This window comes from Streptomyces sp. NPDC014656, assembly GCF_043084305.1.
Taxonomy (GTDB): Bacteria; Actinomycetota; Actinomycetes; order Streptomycetales; family Streptomycetaceae; genus Streptomyces.
This window is the reverse complement of record NZ_JBIBZN010000001.1, coordinates 180,628-194,955: the sequence shown is the minus strand read 5'-3', so window position 1 is coordinate 194,955 and position 14,328 is coordinate 180,628. Positions and strand designations below refer to the sequence as shown.

Annotated in this window: 13 protein-coding genes; 7 read left to right on the top strand and 6 right to left on the bottom strand. The window is 75.5% G+C overall.

Annotated features, from left to right (window positions below):
• Positions 1-16 precede the first annotated feature (16 nt).
• Positions 17-1,588 carry a PP2C family protein-serine/threonine phosphatase gene (locus ACF1ED_RS00940; RefSeq protein WP_391756236.1) on the top strand — a complete coding sequence of 524 codons (1,572 nt, stop codon included), beginning with the start codon at positions 17-19 and terminating at the stop codon, positions 1,586-1,588.
• A gap of 435 nt (positions 1,589-2,023) precedes the next feature.
• Here the strand turns inward: ACF1ED_RS00940 and ACF1ED_RS00935 are convergent, their stop codons facing one another.
• Together ACF1ED_RS00935 and ACF1ED_RS00930 are read right to left on the bottom strand one after the other, a co-directional pair.
• Entirely contained in the window at positions 2,024-2,437 is a 414-nt protein-coding gene (locus tag ACF1ED_RS00935; protein WP_391756235.1) for a (2Fe-2S) ferredoxin domain-containing protein, read from the bottom strand.
• Positions 2,438-2,462: 25 nt separating this feature from the next.
• Positions 2,463-3,488 carry a bile acid:sodium symporter family protein gene (locus ACF1ED_RS00930; protein WP_391756234.1) on the bottom strand — a complete coding sequence of 342 codons (1,026 nt, stop codon included), beginning with the start codon at positions 3,486-3,488 and terminating at the stop codon, positions 2,463-2,465.
• A 172-nt stretch (positions 3,489-3,660) separates the two neighbouring features.
• Here ACF1ED_RS00930 and ACF1ED_RS00925 point away from each other — a divergent pair, with 172 nt between their 5' ends.
• The 4 genes from ACF1ED_RS00925 to ACF1ED_RS00910 all read left to right on the top strand — a co-directional run bounded on the left by ACF1ED_RS00925 (position 3,661) and on the right by ACF1ED_RS00910 (position 8,089).
• Positions 3,661-4,539: a LysR family transcriptional regulator gene (locus ACF1ED_RS00925; RefSeq protein ID WP_391756233.1), complete on the top strand. Its 879-nt coding sequence runs from the start codon at positions 3,661-3,663 to the stop codon at positions 4,537-4,539.
• Positions 4,540-4,802: 263 nt separating this feature from the next.
• Positions 4,803-6,644 (top strand): AMP-dependent synthetase/ligase, encoded by a 1,842-nt coding sequence (locus ACF1ED_RS00920; RefSeq protein WP_391756232.1) that lies wholly within the window; start codon positions 4,803-4,805, stop codon positions 6,642-6,644.
• A gap of 162 nt (positions 6,645-6,806) precedes the next feature.
• Complete coding sequence (locus ACF1ED_RS00915) at positions 6,807-7,601, top strand: aldo/keto reductase (RefSeq protein ID WP_391756789.1); 795 nt, start codon at positions 6,807-6,809, stop codon at positions 7,599-7,601.
• 8 nt (positions 7,602-7,609) lie between these two features.
• The gene (locus tag ACF1ED_RS00910; RefSeq protein WP_391756231.1) at positions 7,610-8,089 is read left to right on the top strand and encodes an RICIN domain-containing protein; all 480 of its coding nucleotides are present in this window, start codon (positions 7,610-7,612) and stop codon (positions 8,087-8,089) included.
• A 19-nt stretch (positions 8,090-8,108) separates the two neighbouring features.
• On the opposite strand, the gene ACF1ED_RS00905 is transcribed toward ACF1ED_RS00910, so the two are convergent.
• Both ACF1ED_RS00905 and ACF1ED_RS00900 read right to left on the bottom strand, forming a co-directional pair.
• Entirely contained in the window at positions 8,109-9,050 is a 942-nt protein-coding gene (locus ACF1ED_RS00905) for a class I SAM-dependent methyltransferase (protein WP_391756230.1), read from the bottom strand.
• Between the two features lie 91 nt (positions 9,051-9,141).
• A complete protein-coding gene (locus tag ACF1ED_RS00900) occupies positions 9,142-10,074 on the bottom strand; it encodes an AraC family transcriptional regulator (protein ID WP_391756229.1) in 933 nt (310 codons plus the stop codon).
• A gap of 120 nt (positions 10,075-10,194) precedes the next feature.
• Between ACF1ED_RS00900 and ACF1ED_RS00895 the strand changes: the two genes are divergently transcribed.
• Positions 10,195-11,001, top strand: a complete 807-nt coding sequence (locus tag ACF1ED_RS00895) for an NmrA family NAD(P)-binding protein (protein WP_391756228.1) — start codon at positions 10,195-10,197, stop codon at positions 10,999-11,001.
• Positions 11,002-11,357: 356 nt separating this feature from the next.
• On the top strand, positions 11,358-12,983 hold the full coding sequence (locus ACF1ED_RS00890) for an ABC-F family ATP-binding cassette domain-containing protein (RefSeq protein WP_391756227.1): 1,626 nt from the start codon (positions 11,358-11,360) through the stop codon (positions 12,981-12,983).
• A gap of 199 nt (positions 12,984-13,182) precedes the next feature.
• On the opposite strand, the gene ACF1ED_RS00885 is transcribed toward ACF1ED_RS00890, so the two are convergent.
• Complete coding sequence (locus tag ACF1ED_RS00885; protein ID WP_391756788.1) at positions 13,183-13,923, bottom strand: class I SAM-dependent methyltransferase; 741 nt, start codon at positions 13,921-13,923, stop codon at positions 13,183-13,185.
• 50 nt (positions 13,924-13,973) lie between these two features.
• Complete coding sequence (locus tag ACF1ED_RS00880) at positions 13,974-14,279, bottom strand: 4a-hydroxytetrahydrobiopterin dehydratase (RefSeq protein WP_391756226.1); 306 nt, start codon at positions 14,277-14,279, stop codon at positions 13,974-13,976.
• Positions 14,280-14,328 lie beyond the last annotated feature (49 nt).

The window sequence follows — 14,328 nt, the reverse complement described above, 5'->3', positions numbered from 1 at the left end:
CGGTACTGTCGATCACATGCTGTCACTACACGGCCTGAAGAGAGTGAGGCTCCTGCTCGCCGCCCTGATCGGCGCGGCGACGCTGCTCGCGGCCGGCGTCGCGGTGATGGGTTTCGTTCTGAACGCGCGGCACGAGCGGGCCGCGCAGCGGATCGAGAGCCTCTGGCATCCGGCCGTCGCCGAAGTCGGCTTCGTGCGGGCGGCGGTGGGGGACTTGCGGGCGGCGTCGCTGGCCGGTGCGGCGGGGGAGGACCTGCGCGGGAAGAGCCGGCTGGCGCTCGAGGAACACCTGGAGGAGCTGAGGCAGATGACCGCCGGTACGGACGACGAGGTGGACGCGGGCATCGTGGTGCTCGACCGCAGCGTGGCCCTGTGGCTGGAGAACGGCCGTCCCGGCACGCACGTGGACCGGATACAGGTGTACGGGCTGCCGGCGTCCGCCGTCGGGGCGGACCCCGCGGAGGGCACCTACGCGGCGGTGGACGCGCACACGAAGGAACTCGCGGTGCTGCTGGAGCGGCGCGGTGCGCGGGAGGCGCAGCTGGCCATGTGGCACATGCACAGCGTGATGTTCTACATCCTGAGCCTCGCCGTGTCCGTGCTCGTCGCGGCAGTGGTGGGGGCCGTGGTGCTGCAGCGTCGCTACCTCGCCCCGGCAGGGGTGCTTGCCCAGCGTCTGCGGCGCGCGGCCAGTGGTGACGCGAAGGGTGCGGGGCCGCCGTCGGGGAGTTCCCGCAGCTGGATCGGACTGCTGTCCCGGGAGGCCGAAGGGGTGCGCGAGCGCCTGGTGGTGTCCCAGCACGAGTCTCGCCGCAACCGGGAGGCTCTCGTTCAGGTCGGACCGGCGGTGCAGGGCCTGCACGAGATCCTGGTCTCCCGCGAGGAGCCGGGGCCCGGGGTCGTGGTGGCCGGCGACGTGCGTGCGGCCGAGGGCCTGATCGCGGGTGACTACCTCGGCGCCGTGCGGCTTTCCGATGGATCCACCGCCGTCTTCCTCGGCGATGTCTGCGGGCACGGTGTCGCTGCCGGGCTGCTGGCCGTGCAGCTGAAGAGCGTGGTGACGGTGGGTTTGCGTCTGGACACGGACCTGGACTCGTTGGTGCGCGCGGTGCACCATGCGCTGGCCGGCGAGGAGTGCTTCACCACGCTGGCCGTTGCCGTGCTGTCCTCGGAGCGCTCGCTCCTCACCTGGGTGAACGCCGGTCATGAGGAACCGTTCCTGCGGCGGGCGGACGGGACGCTCGAACGGTTGGAGGCCACCGGCCCCCTCGTCCATCCGTTCCTGGAGGCGCCGCCCGGCAACTGGCGGACGCGCACCGTCCGGTTCGATCCCGGTGATCTGCTGGTGCTGTCCACCGACGGTCTCACCGAGGGCCGCCGCGACGACGGGGAGGAGTTCGGCGAGCAGCGGATCTCCCGTGTTCTGACAACTCTGGACGATCCGGTTCCCCCGGTGGCGGTCACGGCCCTCTACTCGGCCGCCGAACGCTTCGGCGTCGACCGGGGAAGAGACGACATGAGCCTCCTCGCGGCTGCCACCCTGCGGGACGCGCCTGAAAGCAGCGTGTCCGAATCCCACGGCCGATGACACCGTTCCGGCCTCAGCCCTCCGGCCCCCTTGCCGAGAGCCGCGGGCGGCCCGCCCGCCGACCGGACAGCGAACCGCAAACGGCTCGGCAGCCGTGAGGGGCGTCCTCCAACTTTCGAGCGCGAAGCGTACAGACAGCGGAACACCGTCGAACGGTGCATCGACAAGATCAGGCAATGGCGTGGCCTGGCCATCCGCTACGACAAGACTGCCACCGTCCACCTCGCCGCCCTCCACCTCGCGGGCATCTTCATCCGGTCCGCAAGGTGATCCGGAAGAAACGCCCCGGTGTGCCGAGTCGGAGATCGTTCGGCAGTTCCCTCCGGGCCGCCGGCTTCGACGCGGTGGGCCTGCCGCAGGTGGCCTCGGGGTCGCCGGAGAAGCGAAGGCCCGTCGAAGGCGTGGCATCCGACGAGGAGTCTCTGACCCAGGTCACTAGTTCTTCGGCGGGTCGATCATCTGGAGGGCCAGGGTCGCCGGGGGCGGGGCGAGGCCGGGGCCGCCGGCCTCGGTCCAGGCGAGGATGTCGTCGAGGCAGTCGTCGTCGAGGGTGAAGCCGATCCAGGCGGCCCGGCCGCCGCGTCTGCGGCCCTCGGTGGAGGGCTGGACGACCACGACGTTCGCCTGGGCGCAGGGGCCGAGGCAGTCGCTGGTGCGGACGGCGAGCCGCCCGCCGGAGGCCGCCGCGGCGGCCCGGAGCCGGTCGAGCTGGGCGGCGTGGTCGGTGCCGGGGTTCTTGCGGGGGTCTCCGCAACAGCACCCCCGGCAGACGACGAGGGAGCAGGGGCGGGCCCCGTACCGTATCGGGGCGCGGTTCGCGCGGGTGCGGCCGGGATCGAGGGAGGGCATGGGAGCACCGTAGCGGCCCCGGTGGTCACCTCGGGGCGGCGGCCGGGGCGGCGGGGGCGGGCTCCCGGGGAGCGGCGGCCTCCCGGTCGCGGGCGCGGCGCTTGGCGAGGACGGCGCAGACCATGAGCTGCATCTGGTGGAAGAGCATCAGGGGGAGCACCGCGAGCGAGGCGTGGGCGCCGAAGAGGACGCTCGCCATGGGCAGGCCGGCGGCCAGGCTCTTCTTGGAGCCGGCGAACTGGATGGCGATCCGGTCGGCCCGGCCGAAGCCGAGCCGGGCCGCCCCGTACCAGGTCAGGGCCAGCATCACGGCGAGCAGCACGGCCTCGGCGGCGAGCAACAGGGCGAGCCGGCCGGGGGTCACCAGGTGCCAGATGCCGGCGACCATGCCCTGGCTGAAGGCGGTGTAGACGACGAGGAGGATCGAGCCCCGGTCCACGTACCCGAGCACCTTCCTGTGGCGGACCAGGAAGCCGGCGACCCAGCGGCGCAGGGCCTGGCCGAGGAGGAAGGGCGCCAGGAGCTGGAGGACGATCCGCAGGACGCCGTCGGCGGAGGGGCCGCCGGTGGTGCCGCCGAGCAGGGCGGCCGCGAGCAGCGGGGTCAGCACGATCCCGGCGAGCGAGGAGAAGGAGCCGGCGCAGATCGCGGCCGGGACGTTGCCCCGGGCGATCGAGGTGAAGGCGATCGAGGACTGGATGGTCGAGGGGACCAGGCAGAGGAAGAGGAAGCCGCCGTACAGCTGCGGGGTGAGGACCCCCGGCACGAGGCCGCGGGCGGCGAGCCCGAGCAGCGGGAAGACGAGGAAGGTCGCGCCGAGAACGGTGAGGTGGAGCCGCCAGTGCCGCAGGCCGTCGAGCGCCTCGCGGGTGGAGAGCCGGGCGCCGTAGAGGAAGAAGAGCAGGGCGACGACGCCCGTGGCGGCGGACTCGGCGGCGGTGGCGGCCGTGCCCGACGCGGGCAGCAGGGCGGCCAGGCCGACGGTGCCGAGCAGGGCGAGGACGTAGCCGTCGACCGGCAGCCAGGAGGGCAGGAGGGGGCGTCGGTTCATGGCTCCACTCGGGGGCGGGTCGGGGGCGGGGCCGCTCCGGAGTCCGCCGGCGGGCGGGCCCCGGGCCGCCGGCGGGCGGCGGTGCTCGCTCCCCATACTGGTCCACGGCACGGTCATCGGGAATCCCGCACAGCGCACTGACTGTCATCACGTTCCGCGATAACGTCGGGGCGTGTACGAGCCCGCGCAGCTGCGCACCTTCCTCGCCGTCGCCCAGACGCTGTCCTTCACCCGGGCGGCCCGGCGGCTCGGGGTGCGCCAGTCGACCGTCAGCCAGCACGTGCGGCGCCTGGAGGAGGCGACCGGGCGGCCGCTCTTCGTCCGGGACACCCACAGCGTGGAGCTGACCGGGGACGGGGAGGCGATGCTGGGCTTCGCCCGCACGATCCTCCGGGCGCACGAGCGGGCGGCGGCCTTCTTCACCGGGACGCGGCTGCGCGGCCGGCTGCGGTTCGGCGCCTCGGAGGACTTCGTGGCGACCCGGCTGCCGGAGATCCTGGAGTCCTTCCGGCGCGCGCACCCCGAGGTCGACCTGGAGCTGACCGTCGAGCTGTCGGGGACGCTCCAGGCGCGGCTCGCCGCCGGCCGGCTCGACCTGATCCTCGCCAAGCGGGGCACCGGGGCGGACGGGGACGCCGGGGACGGGGTGCCGGTGTGGAGCGACGCGCTGGTGTGGATCGGGGCGCCGGGGCTGCGGCTCGACCCGGAGCGGCCGGTGCCGCTGATCCTCTACCCGCCGCCGGGCATCACCCGGGCGCGGGCGCTCGCGGCCCTGGAGGCGGAGGGCCGGGCGTGGCGGATCGCGTGTACGAGTTCCAGCCTGAGCGCCAACGTGGCGGCGGCCCGCGCGGGGCTCGGCGTGATGGCCCACACGCGCGGCCTGGTGCCGCCCGGGCTCGTGCCCGTACCGCCCCGGTCGGGGCTGCCGGAGCTGGGCGCGGTCGACTTCGTCCTGCGCAAGGGGCGGCGCGGCGGGGCGACGCAGGAGGCGGCGGACGCGCTGGCCGGGGCGATCCTGGAGGGCGGCGACGGGCTGCGGCGCCAGGACTGACGGATACCGGCCGGGCGCGGGGGCGTGCGCGGGCCGTACAGATTCCGTGGAGACTTGGGGAGGCACGGACCTACCGGACGGTACGCAACGGCCCCCTGTCGGCCGTCCTTTCCCTTCTCACCTGCCCTGACCTGTGCGAACGGCGAATGTCGCGGCTTGGTGAAGGTCCTGCCGCAGCCGCTCCCGGTGGGGTACGGTCACGGCGCCGCAGCCCACTCAGCGGCCCCTTTCAGCCACCGAGCCGTCGAGGGAGGAGCTGGTCCGTGCGCGAGTTCACCGTGCCGCCCGTCGAGGCGGCCCCGCTCAGCGGCGGGCTGGCCGACGCCGTCTTCGCCCGTGCCGCCGAGGCGCCCGACGCGATCGCCTTCGGGCGCCGGACGGCGGACGGGTCCTGGGAGGACGTGAGCCGCGCCCGCTTCCGCGACGAGGTGCTGGCGCTGGCGAAGGGGCTCGTCGCGCACGGGGTGCGGTTCGGCGACCGGGTCGCGATCATGTCCCGCACCCGCTACGAGTGGACGCTCTTCGACTTCGCGCTGTGGACGCTCGGCGCCCAGCCCGTGCCGGTCTACCCGACCTCCTCCGCCGACCAGGTCCACTGGATGCTGTACGACGCCGAGGTCACCGCCTGCGTGGTGGAGCACGAGGACCACGCCATGACCATCGGGTCGGTGGTGGACCGGCTGCCGAGGCTCCAGCGGCTGTGGCAGCTCGACCCCGGCGAGGACGCCGGGCCGGGCGCGGTCGCCGAGCTGACCGCCGCCGGGGAGGGCATCGACGAGGACGTGGTGCAGCGGCACCGGCGGGCGGTGACCCCCGAGTCGGTGGCCACGGTCATCTACACCTCGGGCACCACCGGCCGCCCCAAGGGCTGCGTGATCACCCACGCCCACTTCATGTTCGAGACCGACGCCCTGCTCACCGGCTGGGAGCCGGTCTTCCGCTCCCGGCCCGGCGACCAGGCGTCCACCCTGCTCTTCCTGCCCCTCGCCCACGTCTTCGGACGGATGGTGGAGGTCGCGGCCGTGCGGGGCGGGGTGAAGCTCGGGCACCAGCCGTCGATGACCGCGTCGGCGCTGCTGCCCGACCTGGTGTCGTTCCGGCCGAGCTTCGTCCTCGCCGTGCCGTACGTCTTCGAGAAGATCTTCCACGCGGCGCGCCGCAGGGCCGAGGGCGACGGCCGGGCCGCCGTCTTCGACAAGGCGGTGGACGTGGCCGTGAAGTACGCCGAGGCACTGGAGCAGAAGGCCTTCGGCCAGGGCCCCGGCCCGTCGGCGGCGCTGCGGGTGCAGCACCAGTTCTTCGACAAGACCGTCTACGGCCGGGTCCGCGAGGTGCTGGGCGGGCGGATCAGGTACGCGATGTCGGGCGGCTCGGCGATGGACCGCAGGACCGGGCTGTTCTTCGCGGGCGCCGGCGTCACCGTCTTCGAGGGGTACGGCCTGACGGAGTCGACGGCCGCCGCCACCGCGAACCCGCCCGGCCGGGTGCGGTACGGCACGGTGGGCCGGCCGGTGCCGGGCACCACCGTGCACATCGCGGAGGACGGCGAGGTGTGGCTCCACGGCGGGCAGGTCTTCTCCGGCTACCTGGGCGACCCGGCGGCCACGGCGGCGGTGCTCAACGACGGCTGGCTCGCCACCGGCGACCTGGGCGCGCTCGACGCCGAGGGCTATCTGACGATCACCGGGCGGAAGAAGGAGATCCTGGTGACCTCCGGCGGCAAGAGCGTGGCGCCGACCGGTCTGGAGGAGCGGGTGCGGGCGCACCCGCTGATCGCCCAGTGCCTCGTCGTCGGCAACGACCGGCCGTACGTCGCGGCCCTGGTCACCCTGGACCAGGAGGCGGTGGACCACTGGCTCGCCATCCAGGGCCGGCCGCCGCTCTTCCCCGCGGAGCTGGTCCGCGACCCGGACCTGGAGACGGAGATCCGGCGCGGAGTGGTGGCCGCGAACACCCTGGTGTCGCAGGCCGAGTCGATCCGCACCTTCCGGATCCTCGCCCACCCCTTCAGCGAGGAGCACGGGCTGCTCACCCCCTCGCTGAAACTCAAGCGGAAGGCGATCGAGCGGGCGTACGCGGCGGAGGTCGAGGCGCTGTACGGCTGACGGGGCGCCCGGGCGGCGGAATGTTGCGGGGCCGGTGATCGTTGGAGTCGAGGGGGCGGGCGCCCGCGCGCCCGTCCGCGTACGACACGACGACGTAAGGATCCATCCCACGTGAGCACGGACAGCAAGGTCCCCACGGTCATCCTGAACAACGGCGTGGCGATGCCGCAGCTCGGCTTCGGCGTCTGGCAGGTGCCGGACGACGAGGCGGCGAGGACCGTGGCCACCGCCCTGGAGGCCGGCTACCGCTCCATCGACACGGCGGCGATCTACGAGAACGAGCGGGGCACCGGCCAGGCCGTGGCCGCCTCCGGGATCCCCCGCGAGGAGCTCTTCGTCACCACCAAGCTGTGGAACGGCGACCAGGGGTACGACTCCACCCTGCGCGCCTTCGACGCCTCCCTGGAGCGCCTCGGCCTCGACCACGTCGACCTGTACCTGATCCACTGGCCGGTGCCGGCCAAGGACGCGTACGTCGACACCTACCGGGCCTTCGAGAAGATCCTCGCCGACGGCCGCGCCCGGGCGATCGGCGTCTCGAACTTCCTCCCGGAGCACCTGGAGCGGCTGACGGCCGAGACCGGTGTCGTCCCGGCCGTGAACCAGATCGAGCTGCACCCGCAGCTGGCGCAGGCGGAGTCCCGCGCGGCGCACGCCCGGCTGGGCATCGCGACCGAGGCGTGGTCGCCGCTCGGCCAGGGCCGGGGGCTGCTCGACGTCCCGGCGCTGATCGCCATCGCCCGCAAGCACGACCGCACCCCCGCGCAGGTGGTGCTCCGCTGGCACCTCCAGCTGGGGAACGTGGTCATCCCGAAGTCGGTGACCCCGTCCCGCATCCGCGAGAACATCGACGTCTTCGGCTTCGAGCTGGACGCCGAGGACATGGCGGCGATCGCCGCGCTCGACGAGGGCACGCGCCTCGGCCCGGACCCGGCCGAATTCAGCGCCGGCGCCTGAGGCCCCCGGTGAAGGGGAGGGAGGACGGGGGCACCGCCCCCGTCCCGGACGGGCTGTACCGGGTGCGGAACGTGGGCAGCGGACTCCTCCTGGAGGTGTACGCGGGCTCGCGGCGCGGCGGCGCCAAGGTGCAGCAGGGGGCCGCATCGGACGCCCCGGGGCAGCGGTGGCGGGTGTCGGCGGTGCCGAACGGCGGGGGGCTCTACCACCTGGTCAACGCGGCCAGCGGGAAGCGGCTGGACGTCGTGAACGCCTCCACGGAGCCGGGCGCGCTCGTCCAGCAGTGGCGGGCGAACAACTTCGGCGCCCAGGAGTGGATCATCGAGCAGGACGTCCAGACGCCCGGGACGGTCACGCTGGTGAGCTTCGTCAGCGGGCTGCTCCTGGAGGTGGCGGACGGCTCGGCGGCCGAGGGCGCCGACATCCGGCAGGGGGAGGACACCGACTCGCCGTTCCAGTGGTGGCGGCTGGAGCCGGTGTCCTCCTGAGCGCGGCGGCCCGCGCGGTTCAGCCCTTGCGGGCGGTGTGGACCGTGTGGGCCGTCAGGTGGAAGAGGTCCGTGCGGTGGTGCAGGGACCGCGCGTCGGCCGGGTCGAGGAGCCGGTCGAGGGTCGTGCGGTCCTCGGCGCCCAGGTGCTCGCCGAAGCCCTCGCGGAGCCGCTCGAAGTGGCGGACGGCGAGCTCGCGGACGGCCTGCGGGACGGGCGCGGGCACGTCCACGAGGAAGGTGCGGGTGCCGGCCGGGGTGAGCCCGGCGGCGGTGAACAGGGCGCGCCAGTCGTCCGGTTCGTTCACGGCGCCGGGCAGCTCGGAGCGCATCCGGGCGAACCGGTCGGCGTGCTCGGCGTCGAGGCGTGCCTCCAGTCCGGGGCGGCCGATGCCGATGTCCCGGGGAAGGTGGCGGGGCGGCAGGCCGCCCTCGACGAGGGCGATCAGGCCGCCGGGGCGGAGCAGCTTCGCGAAGTCGGCGAGCGCGGCGCCCTGGTCGCCGATGTGGTGCAGCGAGTTGCCGGCCCACAGCAGGTCCGCCTCGCCCAGGCCGGCGGTCTCCTCGGGGAGTTCTGCGCGCAGGGTGCTGATCCTGGCGCCGAGCCCCTGGGCCTCGGCGCGGGCGCGGGCGCGCTCCAGGAGCTCGGGGGTGCCGTCGACGGCGACGGCCTCGGCGTACGGGAACGCCTCCGCGAGCATCGCGGTGATGACGCCGGGGCCGCTGCCGACGTCGAGCAGGCGGCGCACGCCGGCGGCCGGGACGAGGGTGCCGAGCCAGGCGGCGGCCTCGCGGTAGGCGGCGCCGGCGATCTCGGCCTGGCTCTCCAGGAGCGGGGCGAGCCGGCTCCAGTCGGTCTCGGTGCCGTCGGCGTGGGTGTGGGCGTGGTGGGCGTGGCCCGGGCCGTGCTCGTGGCCGTGGCCGTGGTCGTGCGGGGCGTGGGACGCGCGGTGCTGGGTCATGGCACCAGCGTGCGCCGGACCGCGCCGGAAACGCGAGAAAAGTTGCCGGTACGGCAAACGTGTCGCCGGTGCCGGAGGCCCTCCCGGCCCGTCAGCCGCCGGTCCGGTGCTCCTGCGGGCTGACGCCCCTGACCCGCTTGAAGGCGGCGCTCAGGGCGAAGGCGCCGCTGTAGCCGACCCGGCGGGCGACGGACTCCAGGGTGGCGTCGCCGTCGCGCAGCAGGTCGGCGGCGACGGCCAGGCGCCAGCCGGTCAGGTACGCCATCGGGGGCTCCCCCACCAGCTCGGCGAAGCGCCGGGCCAGCGCGGCCCGGGACGCCCCCGCCCCGGCGGCGAGGGAGGCGACGGTCCAGGGGTGGCCCGGGTGCTCGTGGAGCAGGCGCAGGGCGCGGCCGACGACCGGGTCGCCCATCGCCCGGTACCAGGCGGGCGCCTCGGCTCCGGGCCGGGCGAACCAGGCGCGGACGGCGGCGATGAGCAGCAGGTCGAGGACCCGGTCGAGGACGGCGCTCTGGCCCGGTTCGTCGCGCGCGATCTCCTCGTCCAGGAGGGGCATCAGCGGGCAGCTCCAGAGGTCGGCGGGGAGGTGGGCCAGGGGCGGCAGGGCGTCGAGGAGGCGCCGCCCGACCTCGCCGTCCATCTGGTAGGTGCCGACGAGCACGGTGGTGCCGCCGTCGGGGGCGTTGCCCCAGGTCCGCACGCCCAGGCTCATGGCCTCGGCGAGCGGTTCCCCGGCGAGGGTGGCGCAGTGCCCGCCGGGGCCGACGCGGGCCAGCGGCGGGCGGCCGGGGAGGTCGGCGACGGTGTACGGCTCCGGTCCGCGCAGGACGGCGATGTCGCCGGGCCGCAGCGGCACGGGCTCGCCGGAGGCCGGGGAGATCCACGCCTCGCCCTCGGTCACGCACATCACGCAGAGCGGGGCGCCGTCCTCGATCCGCACGGACCACGGCGGGTCCATCACCATCCGCAGCAGGAAGGCGCCCCTGGCACGGGGCCCGTCGAGGAGTCCGGCGAGTGCGTCCATGCCCGCAGCGTAGACGCACGCGTATGCCGGCGAGCCCTTGGAGCATGGGCGGCGGGGGCGCGGGGCGGGAGTCTGGAGTCAGCCACGAAGGACGTGCGAACGAGCGGTGAGGAGCACATCATGACGATCCGTACGGTGCTGGTGACGGGTGCGACGGGCAAGACCGGGCGACGGGTGGCGGAGCGGCTCGCGGCGCGCGGGCCGGCCGTCCGGGAGGGCTCGCGCTCCGGCGCGGTGCCCTTCGACTGGGAGGCGCCGGAGGGCTGGGCGGCGGCGCTGCGGGGCGCGGACGCGGCGTACGTGAACTACTACCCGGACCTGGGGGCGCCGGGCGCGGCGGAGGCGATGAGCGCCTTCGGCGCGGTGGCGGCGGCGGAGGGCGTGCGGCGGCTGACGCTGCTGTCGGGGCGGGGCGAGCCGGCGGCCGTCGCGGCGGAGGAGGCGCTGCGGGAGGCGGCGGCGGGGGTCGAGCTGACGGTGGTCCGCGGGGCGTTCTTCGCGCAGAACTTCACGGAGGGGCTGCTCGCGGAGGGGGTCGCGGCGGGCGAGCTGGTCTTCCCGGCCGGGGACACCCCGGAGCCCTTCGTCGACGTGGCGGACCTCGCGGACGTGGTGGTGGAGACGCTGCTGTCGGACGCCCACGCGGGGCTCGTCCACGAGCTGACCGGGCCCCGGGCGCTGACCTTCGACGAGGTGGCGGCGGAGCTGTCGCGCGCCTCGGGGCGCCCGGTGGCGTACACGCCGGTGAGCCAGGAGGCGTACGCGGAACTGCTGGCCGGCTTCGGGCTCCCCCGCCCGGAGGCGGAGTGGTTCGCGGACCTCTTCGCGACGCTGCTCGACGGGCACAACGCCGAGCCGACGGACGGGGTGAAGCGGGTCCTGGGGCGCGAGCCGCGCTCCTTCGCGCGGTTCGCGGCGGAGGGCTGAGGCCCCCGGGGCGGGCTGGGCGGGCGGGGACGGGCCGCGGGGGCCGGTCGGGAGGTCCGGCCGCCGCCCCGCGCCGGCCAGGGCGGCGCGGGGCCAGGGCGGCGCAGGGCCAGGGCAGCACAGGGCCCGGGCAGCACAGAGCCCGGGCAGCACAGAGCCCGGGCAGCACAGGGCCCGGGCAGCACAGGGCCCGGGCCGAAAGTCCCGGGGCTTCGCGCGGGGCGGCTGTTACCTTGGACGCATGGGTGCGTTCTCCTACTACTTCCTCTGATTCCTGGTGCCGGTCCGGCCGCGGACGCGGCCACGGGCCGGTTTCGTGTGCCCTCCTTCCACGAACCCAGCAGAGGAATCCACCCATGCGCGAGCGCGCCCAGCTCTCCCTCCGTCACGTCGGCGTCTCCTTCGGGGACCGCCGCGTCCTCGACCAGGTCTCCTTCACCGTCCGCCCCGGCGAGAAGGCCGTCGTCGTCGGCGAGAACGGCTCCGGCAAGTCCACCCTGCTCCGGCTGCTCGACGGCGGCCTGACCCCCGACGAGGGCGAGGTCCTCGTCCGCTTCCCCGGCTCCGTCGCCCGGCTCGCCCAGACCCTGCCGGAGACCTACCCGGTCGGCCCCGACGACACCGTGCAGGACGCCGTCGACCTCGCCCTCGCCGAACTGCGCGGCCTGGAGGCGGAGTTGCGGGCGGCCGAGGCGGGCCTCGGCACGGCGGGGCCGGAGGAGCTGGCCGCGTACGGCGCGCTCCTCGACCGCTTCGAGGAGCGCGGCGGCTACACCGCCGACGCCGAGGCCGCCGCCTCCCTGCGCGACCTCGGCCTCGGGCACCTCACCGGCGACCGGCCGCTCGCCACCCTCTCCGGCGGAGAGCAGGCACGGCTCGCGCTCGCCTGCGTGCTCTCCTCCGGCGCCGAGCTCCTGCTGCTCGACGAGCCGACGAACCACCTCGACCGCGACGCCGTCGACCGGCTGCGCGACCGGCTCGCCGCGCACCGGGGCACGGCCCTGGTCGTCACCCACGACCGGGCCTTCCTGGAGGGCTTCGCGACGACGGTCCTGGAGGTCGACCGGGACCGGCGGACCGTGCTGCGGTACGGGGACGGCTGGGCCGGCTACCGGAGCGCGAAGGCCGCCGAGCGCCGCCGCCGGGTCCAGGAGCACCTGGAGTGGCGGGAGGAGGTGGCCCGCACGGAGGAGCTGGTCGCGGCGGCGGGGCGACGGCTCGCCGTGACCGGCGGGGATCCCCGCCAGGGCTTCGGCAAGCACCGCCGCTCCAGCGAGAACAAGCTGTCGGGACAGGTGCGGACGGCCCGCCGCCGGCTCGACGAGCTGCTGCGGGAGCCGGTGGCCGCGCCGCCCGAACCGCTGCGGTTCGGCGGGCGGTTCGCCGGCGACGGGCCCCTCGCGGAGGTGCTGGTGGAGCTGGAGGGGGTCCGCTGCGGTGACCGGCTCGCCGTGGACGGACTGCGGATCGGGACCGGCGAGCGGGTGCTGGTCTCCGGGCCCAACGGGGCCGGGAAGACGACCCTGTTGCGGCTCCTGGCCGGGGAACTCGCCCCGGAGGAGGGGGTGGTGCGCCGCACGGGCCGGGTCGGCTACCTCGCGCAGGAGCTGCCGCACTCCCCCAGCAGCCGGACCGCCCTCGCGGTCTGGGCGGACGGCCGGCCCGGGCCGGCCGAGGACCACGCCGGGGAGCTGCTGGCGCTGGGCCTGCTGCGCGAGGAGGACCTGACGGTCCCCGTGGCGGCGCTCTCCGCCGGCCAGCGCCGCCGCCTCGAACTGGCCCTGCTGGTCGCCCGCCCCGCCGACCTGCTGGTCCTGGACGAGCCCACGAACCACCTGGCGCCCGCGCTGGTGGAGGAGCTGGAGGAGGCGGTCGCCGCGTTCCCCGGGACGGTGGTCGCGGTCTCGCACGACCGGGAGTTCCGCGAGCGCTTCGCCGGCCGCCCGCTCGAACTGGCCGGGGGCCGGGTGGCGGCGGGCTAGGGCCCGTCTGACCATGGGCGTCGGATCGGGCCGGGGCGTTCGGTGCGTTCGATCGGCGTGCGGCCGGGGCGTCCTCGAACGGGGTCTCCCCCGCTCGGGCGAAGCCGAGAGCTCGGGGAAGGCGCTACTCGGGCGTTTCGGCCGTGCGGCGAGCGTGCGTGCCGGGCGAGCCGGACCGGCGGGAATGGTCAGACAGAACCTAGGAGGCCGGGGGCTTCGCGTACGCCGCGAGGCGGTACTCCGGGGCCGGGCGGGGGCGGTCCTGGTCCGGGAGGGCCGCCAGGGCGGTGGCGAGGGCCTCGGTGGCGGCCGGGTCGCCGCGGAACCAGGAGGCGTAGCGGCCGGCGCGGAGCCTGCGGGCGGTGGCTGCCGGGGTCGCGCCCTGGCCGTGGCCGGTGAAGGTGGCGGTGCCGGCCGGGGCCAGGCCGTGGGCGGCGGCGAGGGCGTCGACGCGGCCGGCCAGGTCGTGGGCGGCGCCGGCCGCGCGGTGCGGCCGCAGCAGGGCGTCGATGTCGCTGCCGACGTCGTGGGCGGCGTCCTTGTCGACGGTGACGGCGAGGACGCCGCCGGGGCCCAGCACCCGCGCGGCCTCGGCGACGATCTCCCCGGTGAACGGCACCAGGTGGAGCAGCCACACCGCGCAGACCGCGTCGAGGCTCCCGTCGGGGAAGGGCAGCCGGCGGGCGTCGGCGCGGACCGCCCGGCCGGGGAGCCGCCCGGCGGCGGTCCGGAGCATGGCGTGGGCGGCGTCGGCGCCGAGGACCCGCAGCCCGGGCCGGTCCAGCCGCTCGGTGACGAGGCCGGTGCCGCAGGCGAGGTCGAGCAGGGTGCGGGCCCCGGGCGGCACGAGCCGCAGCACGGCCCCGGCCGCCGCCTCGGCCCGGGGCACGCCGCCGCGGGTCTCGTCGTAGTGGGCCGCCTCGGTCTCGTAGTCGAGCAGGGTGTCCGCCATGCCCGGGATCGTACGGGGCGGCCCGGGGTGACGACGGGTCAGCGGGCGCCGTGGCCGGGGGCGACGGACTCGACGCGTTCGGCGAGGTCGAAGTCCTTCCCGGTGAGGGCGCCGCCCGCGGAGTGGGTGTGGACGGCGAGGGCGACCGAGTCGTAGCCGAGGGTCAGGTCGGAGTGGTGGTTCAGCTCCTGCTGGATCTGGGCGACGTGGACGACGAGCGCGGTGGCGGCGAAGTGGTCGGGGAGCCGGTAGGAGCGGACCAGCCGGGCGTCCTCGACGGACCAGCCGGGGAGCTCCCGCAGTCGGTCCTCGATCTCCTTCTGCGACAGCGGCTGTGCGGGCACGGGGGTGCTCCCTCCGGTCGGTGGTGCGCGGGGTGGGGGGTACGCGGTA

Bases quoted from the DNA above. Each gene is read 5' to 3' on its own strand.
- ACF1ED_RS00915 (WP_391756789.1), top strand. From the start codon at position 6,807: ATGCCGCAGCTCGGCTTCGGCGTCTGGCAGGTGCCGGACGACGAGGCG.
- ACF1ED_RS00930 (WP_391756234.1), bottom strand. From the start codon at position 3,488: ATGAACCGACGCCCCCTCCTGCCCTCCTGGCTGCCGGTCGACGGCTAC.
- ACF1ED_RS00890 (WP_391756227.1), top strand. From the start codon at position 11,358: ATGCGCGAGCGCGCCCAGCTCTCCCTCCGTCACGTCGGCGTCTCCTTC.
- ACF1ED_RS00935 (WP_391756235.1), bottom strand. From the start codon at position 2,437: ATGCCCTCCCTCGATCCCGGCCGCACCCGCGCGAACCGCGCCCCGATA.
- ACF1ED_RS00905 (WP_391756230.1), bottom strand. From the start codon at position 9,050: ATGACCCAGCACCGCGCGTCCCACGCCCCGCACGACCACGGCCACGGC.
- ACF1ED_RS00900 (WP_391756229.1), bottom strand. From the start codon at position 10,074: ATGGACGCACTCGCCGGACTCCTCGACGGGCCCCGTGCCAGGGGCGCC.
- ACF1ED_RS00895 (WP_391756228.1), top strand. From the start codon at position 10,195: ATGACGATCCGTACGGTGCTGGTGACGGGTGCGACGGGCAAGACCGGG.
- ACF1ED_RS00940 (WP_391756236.1), top strand. From the start codon at position 17: ATGCTGTCACTACACGGCCTGAAGAGAGTGAGGCTCCTGCTCGCCGCC.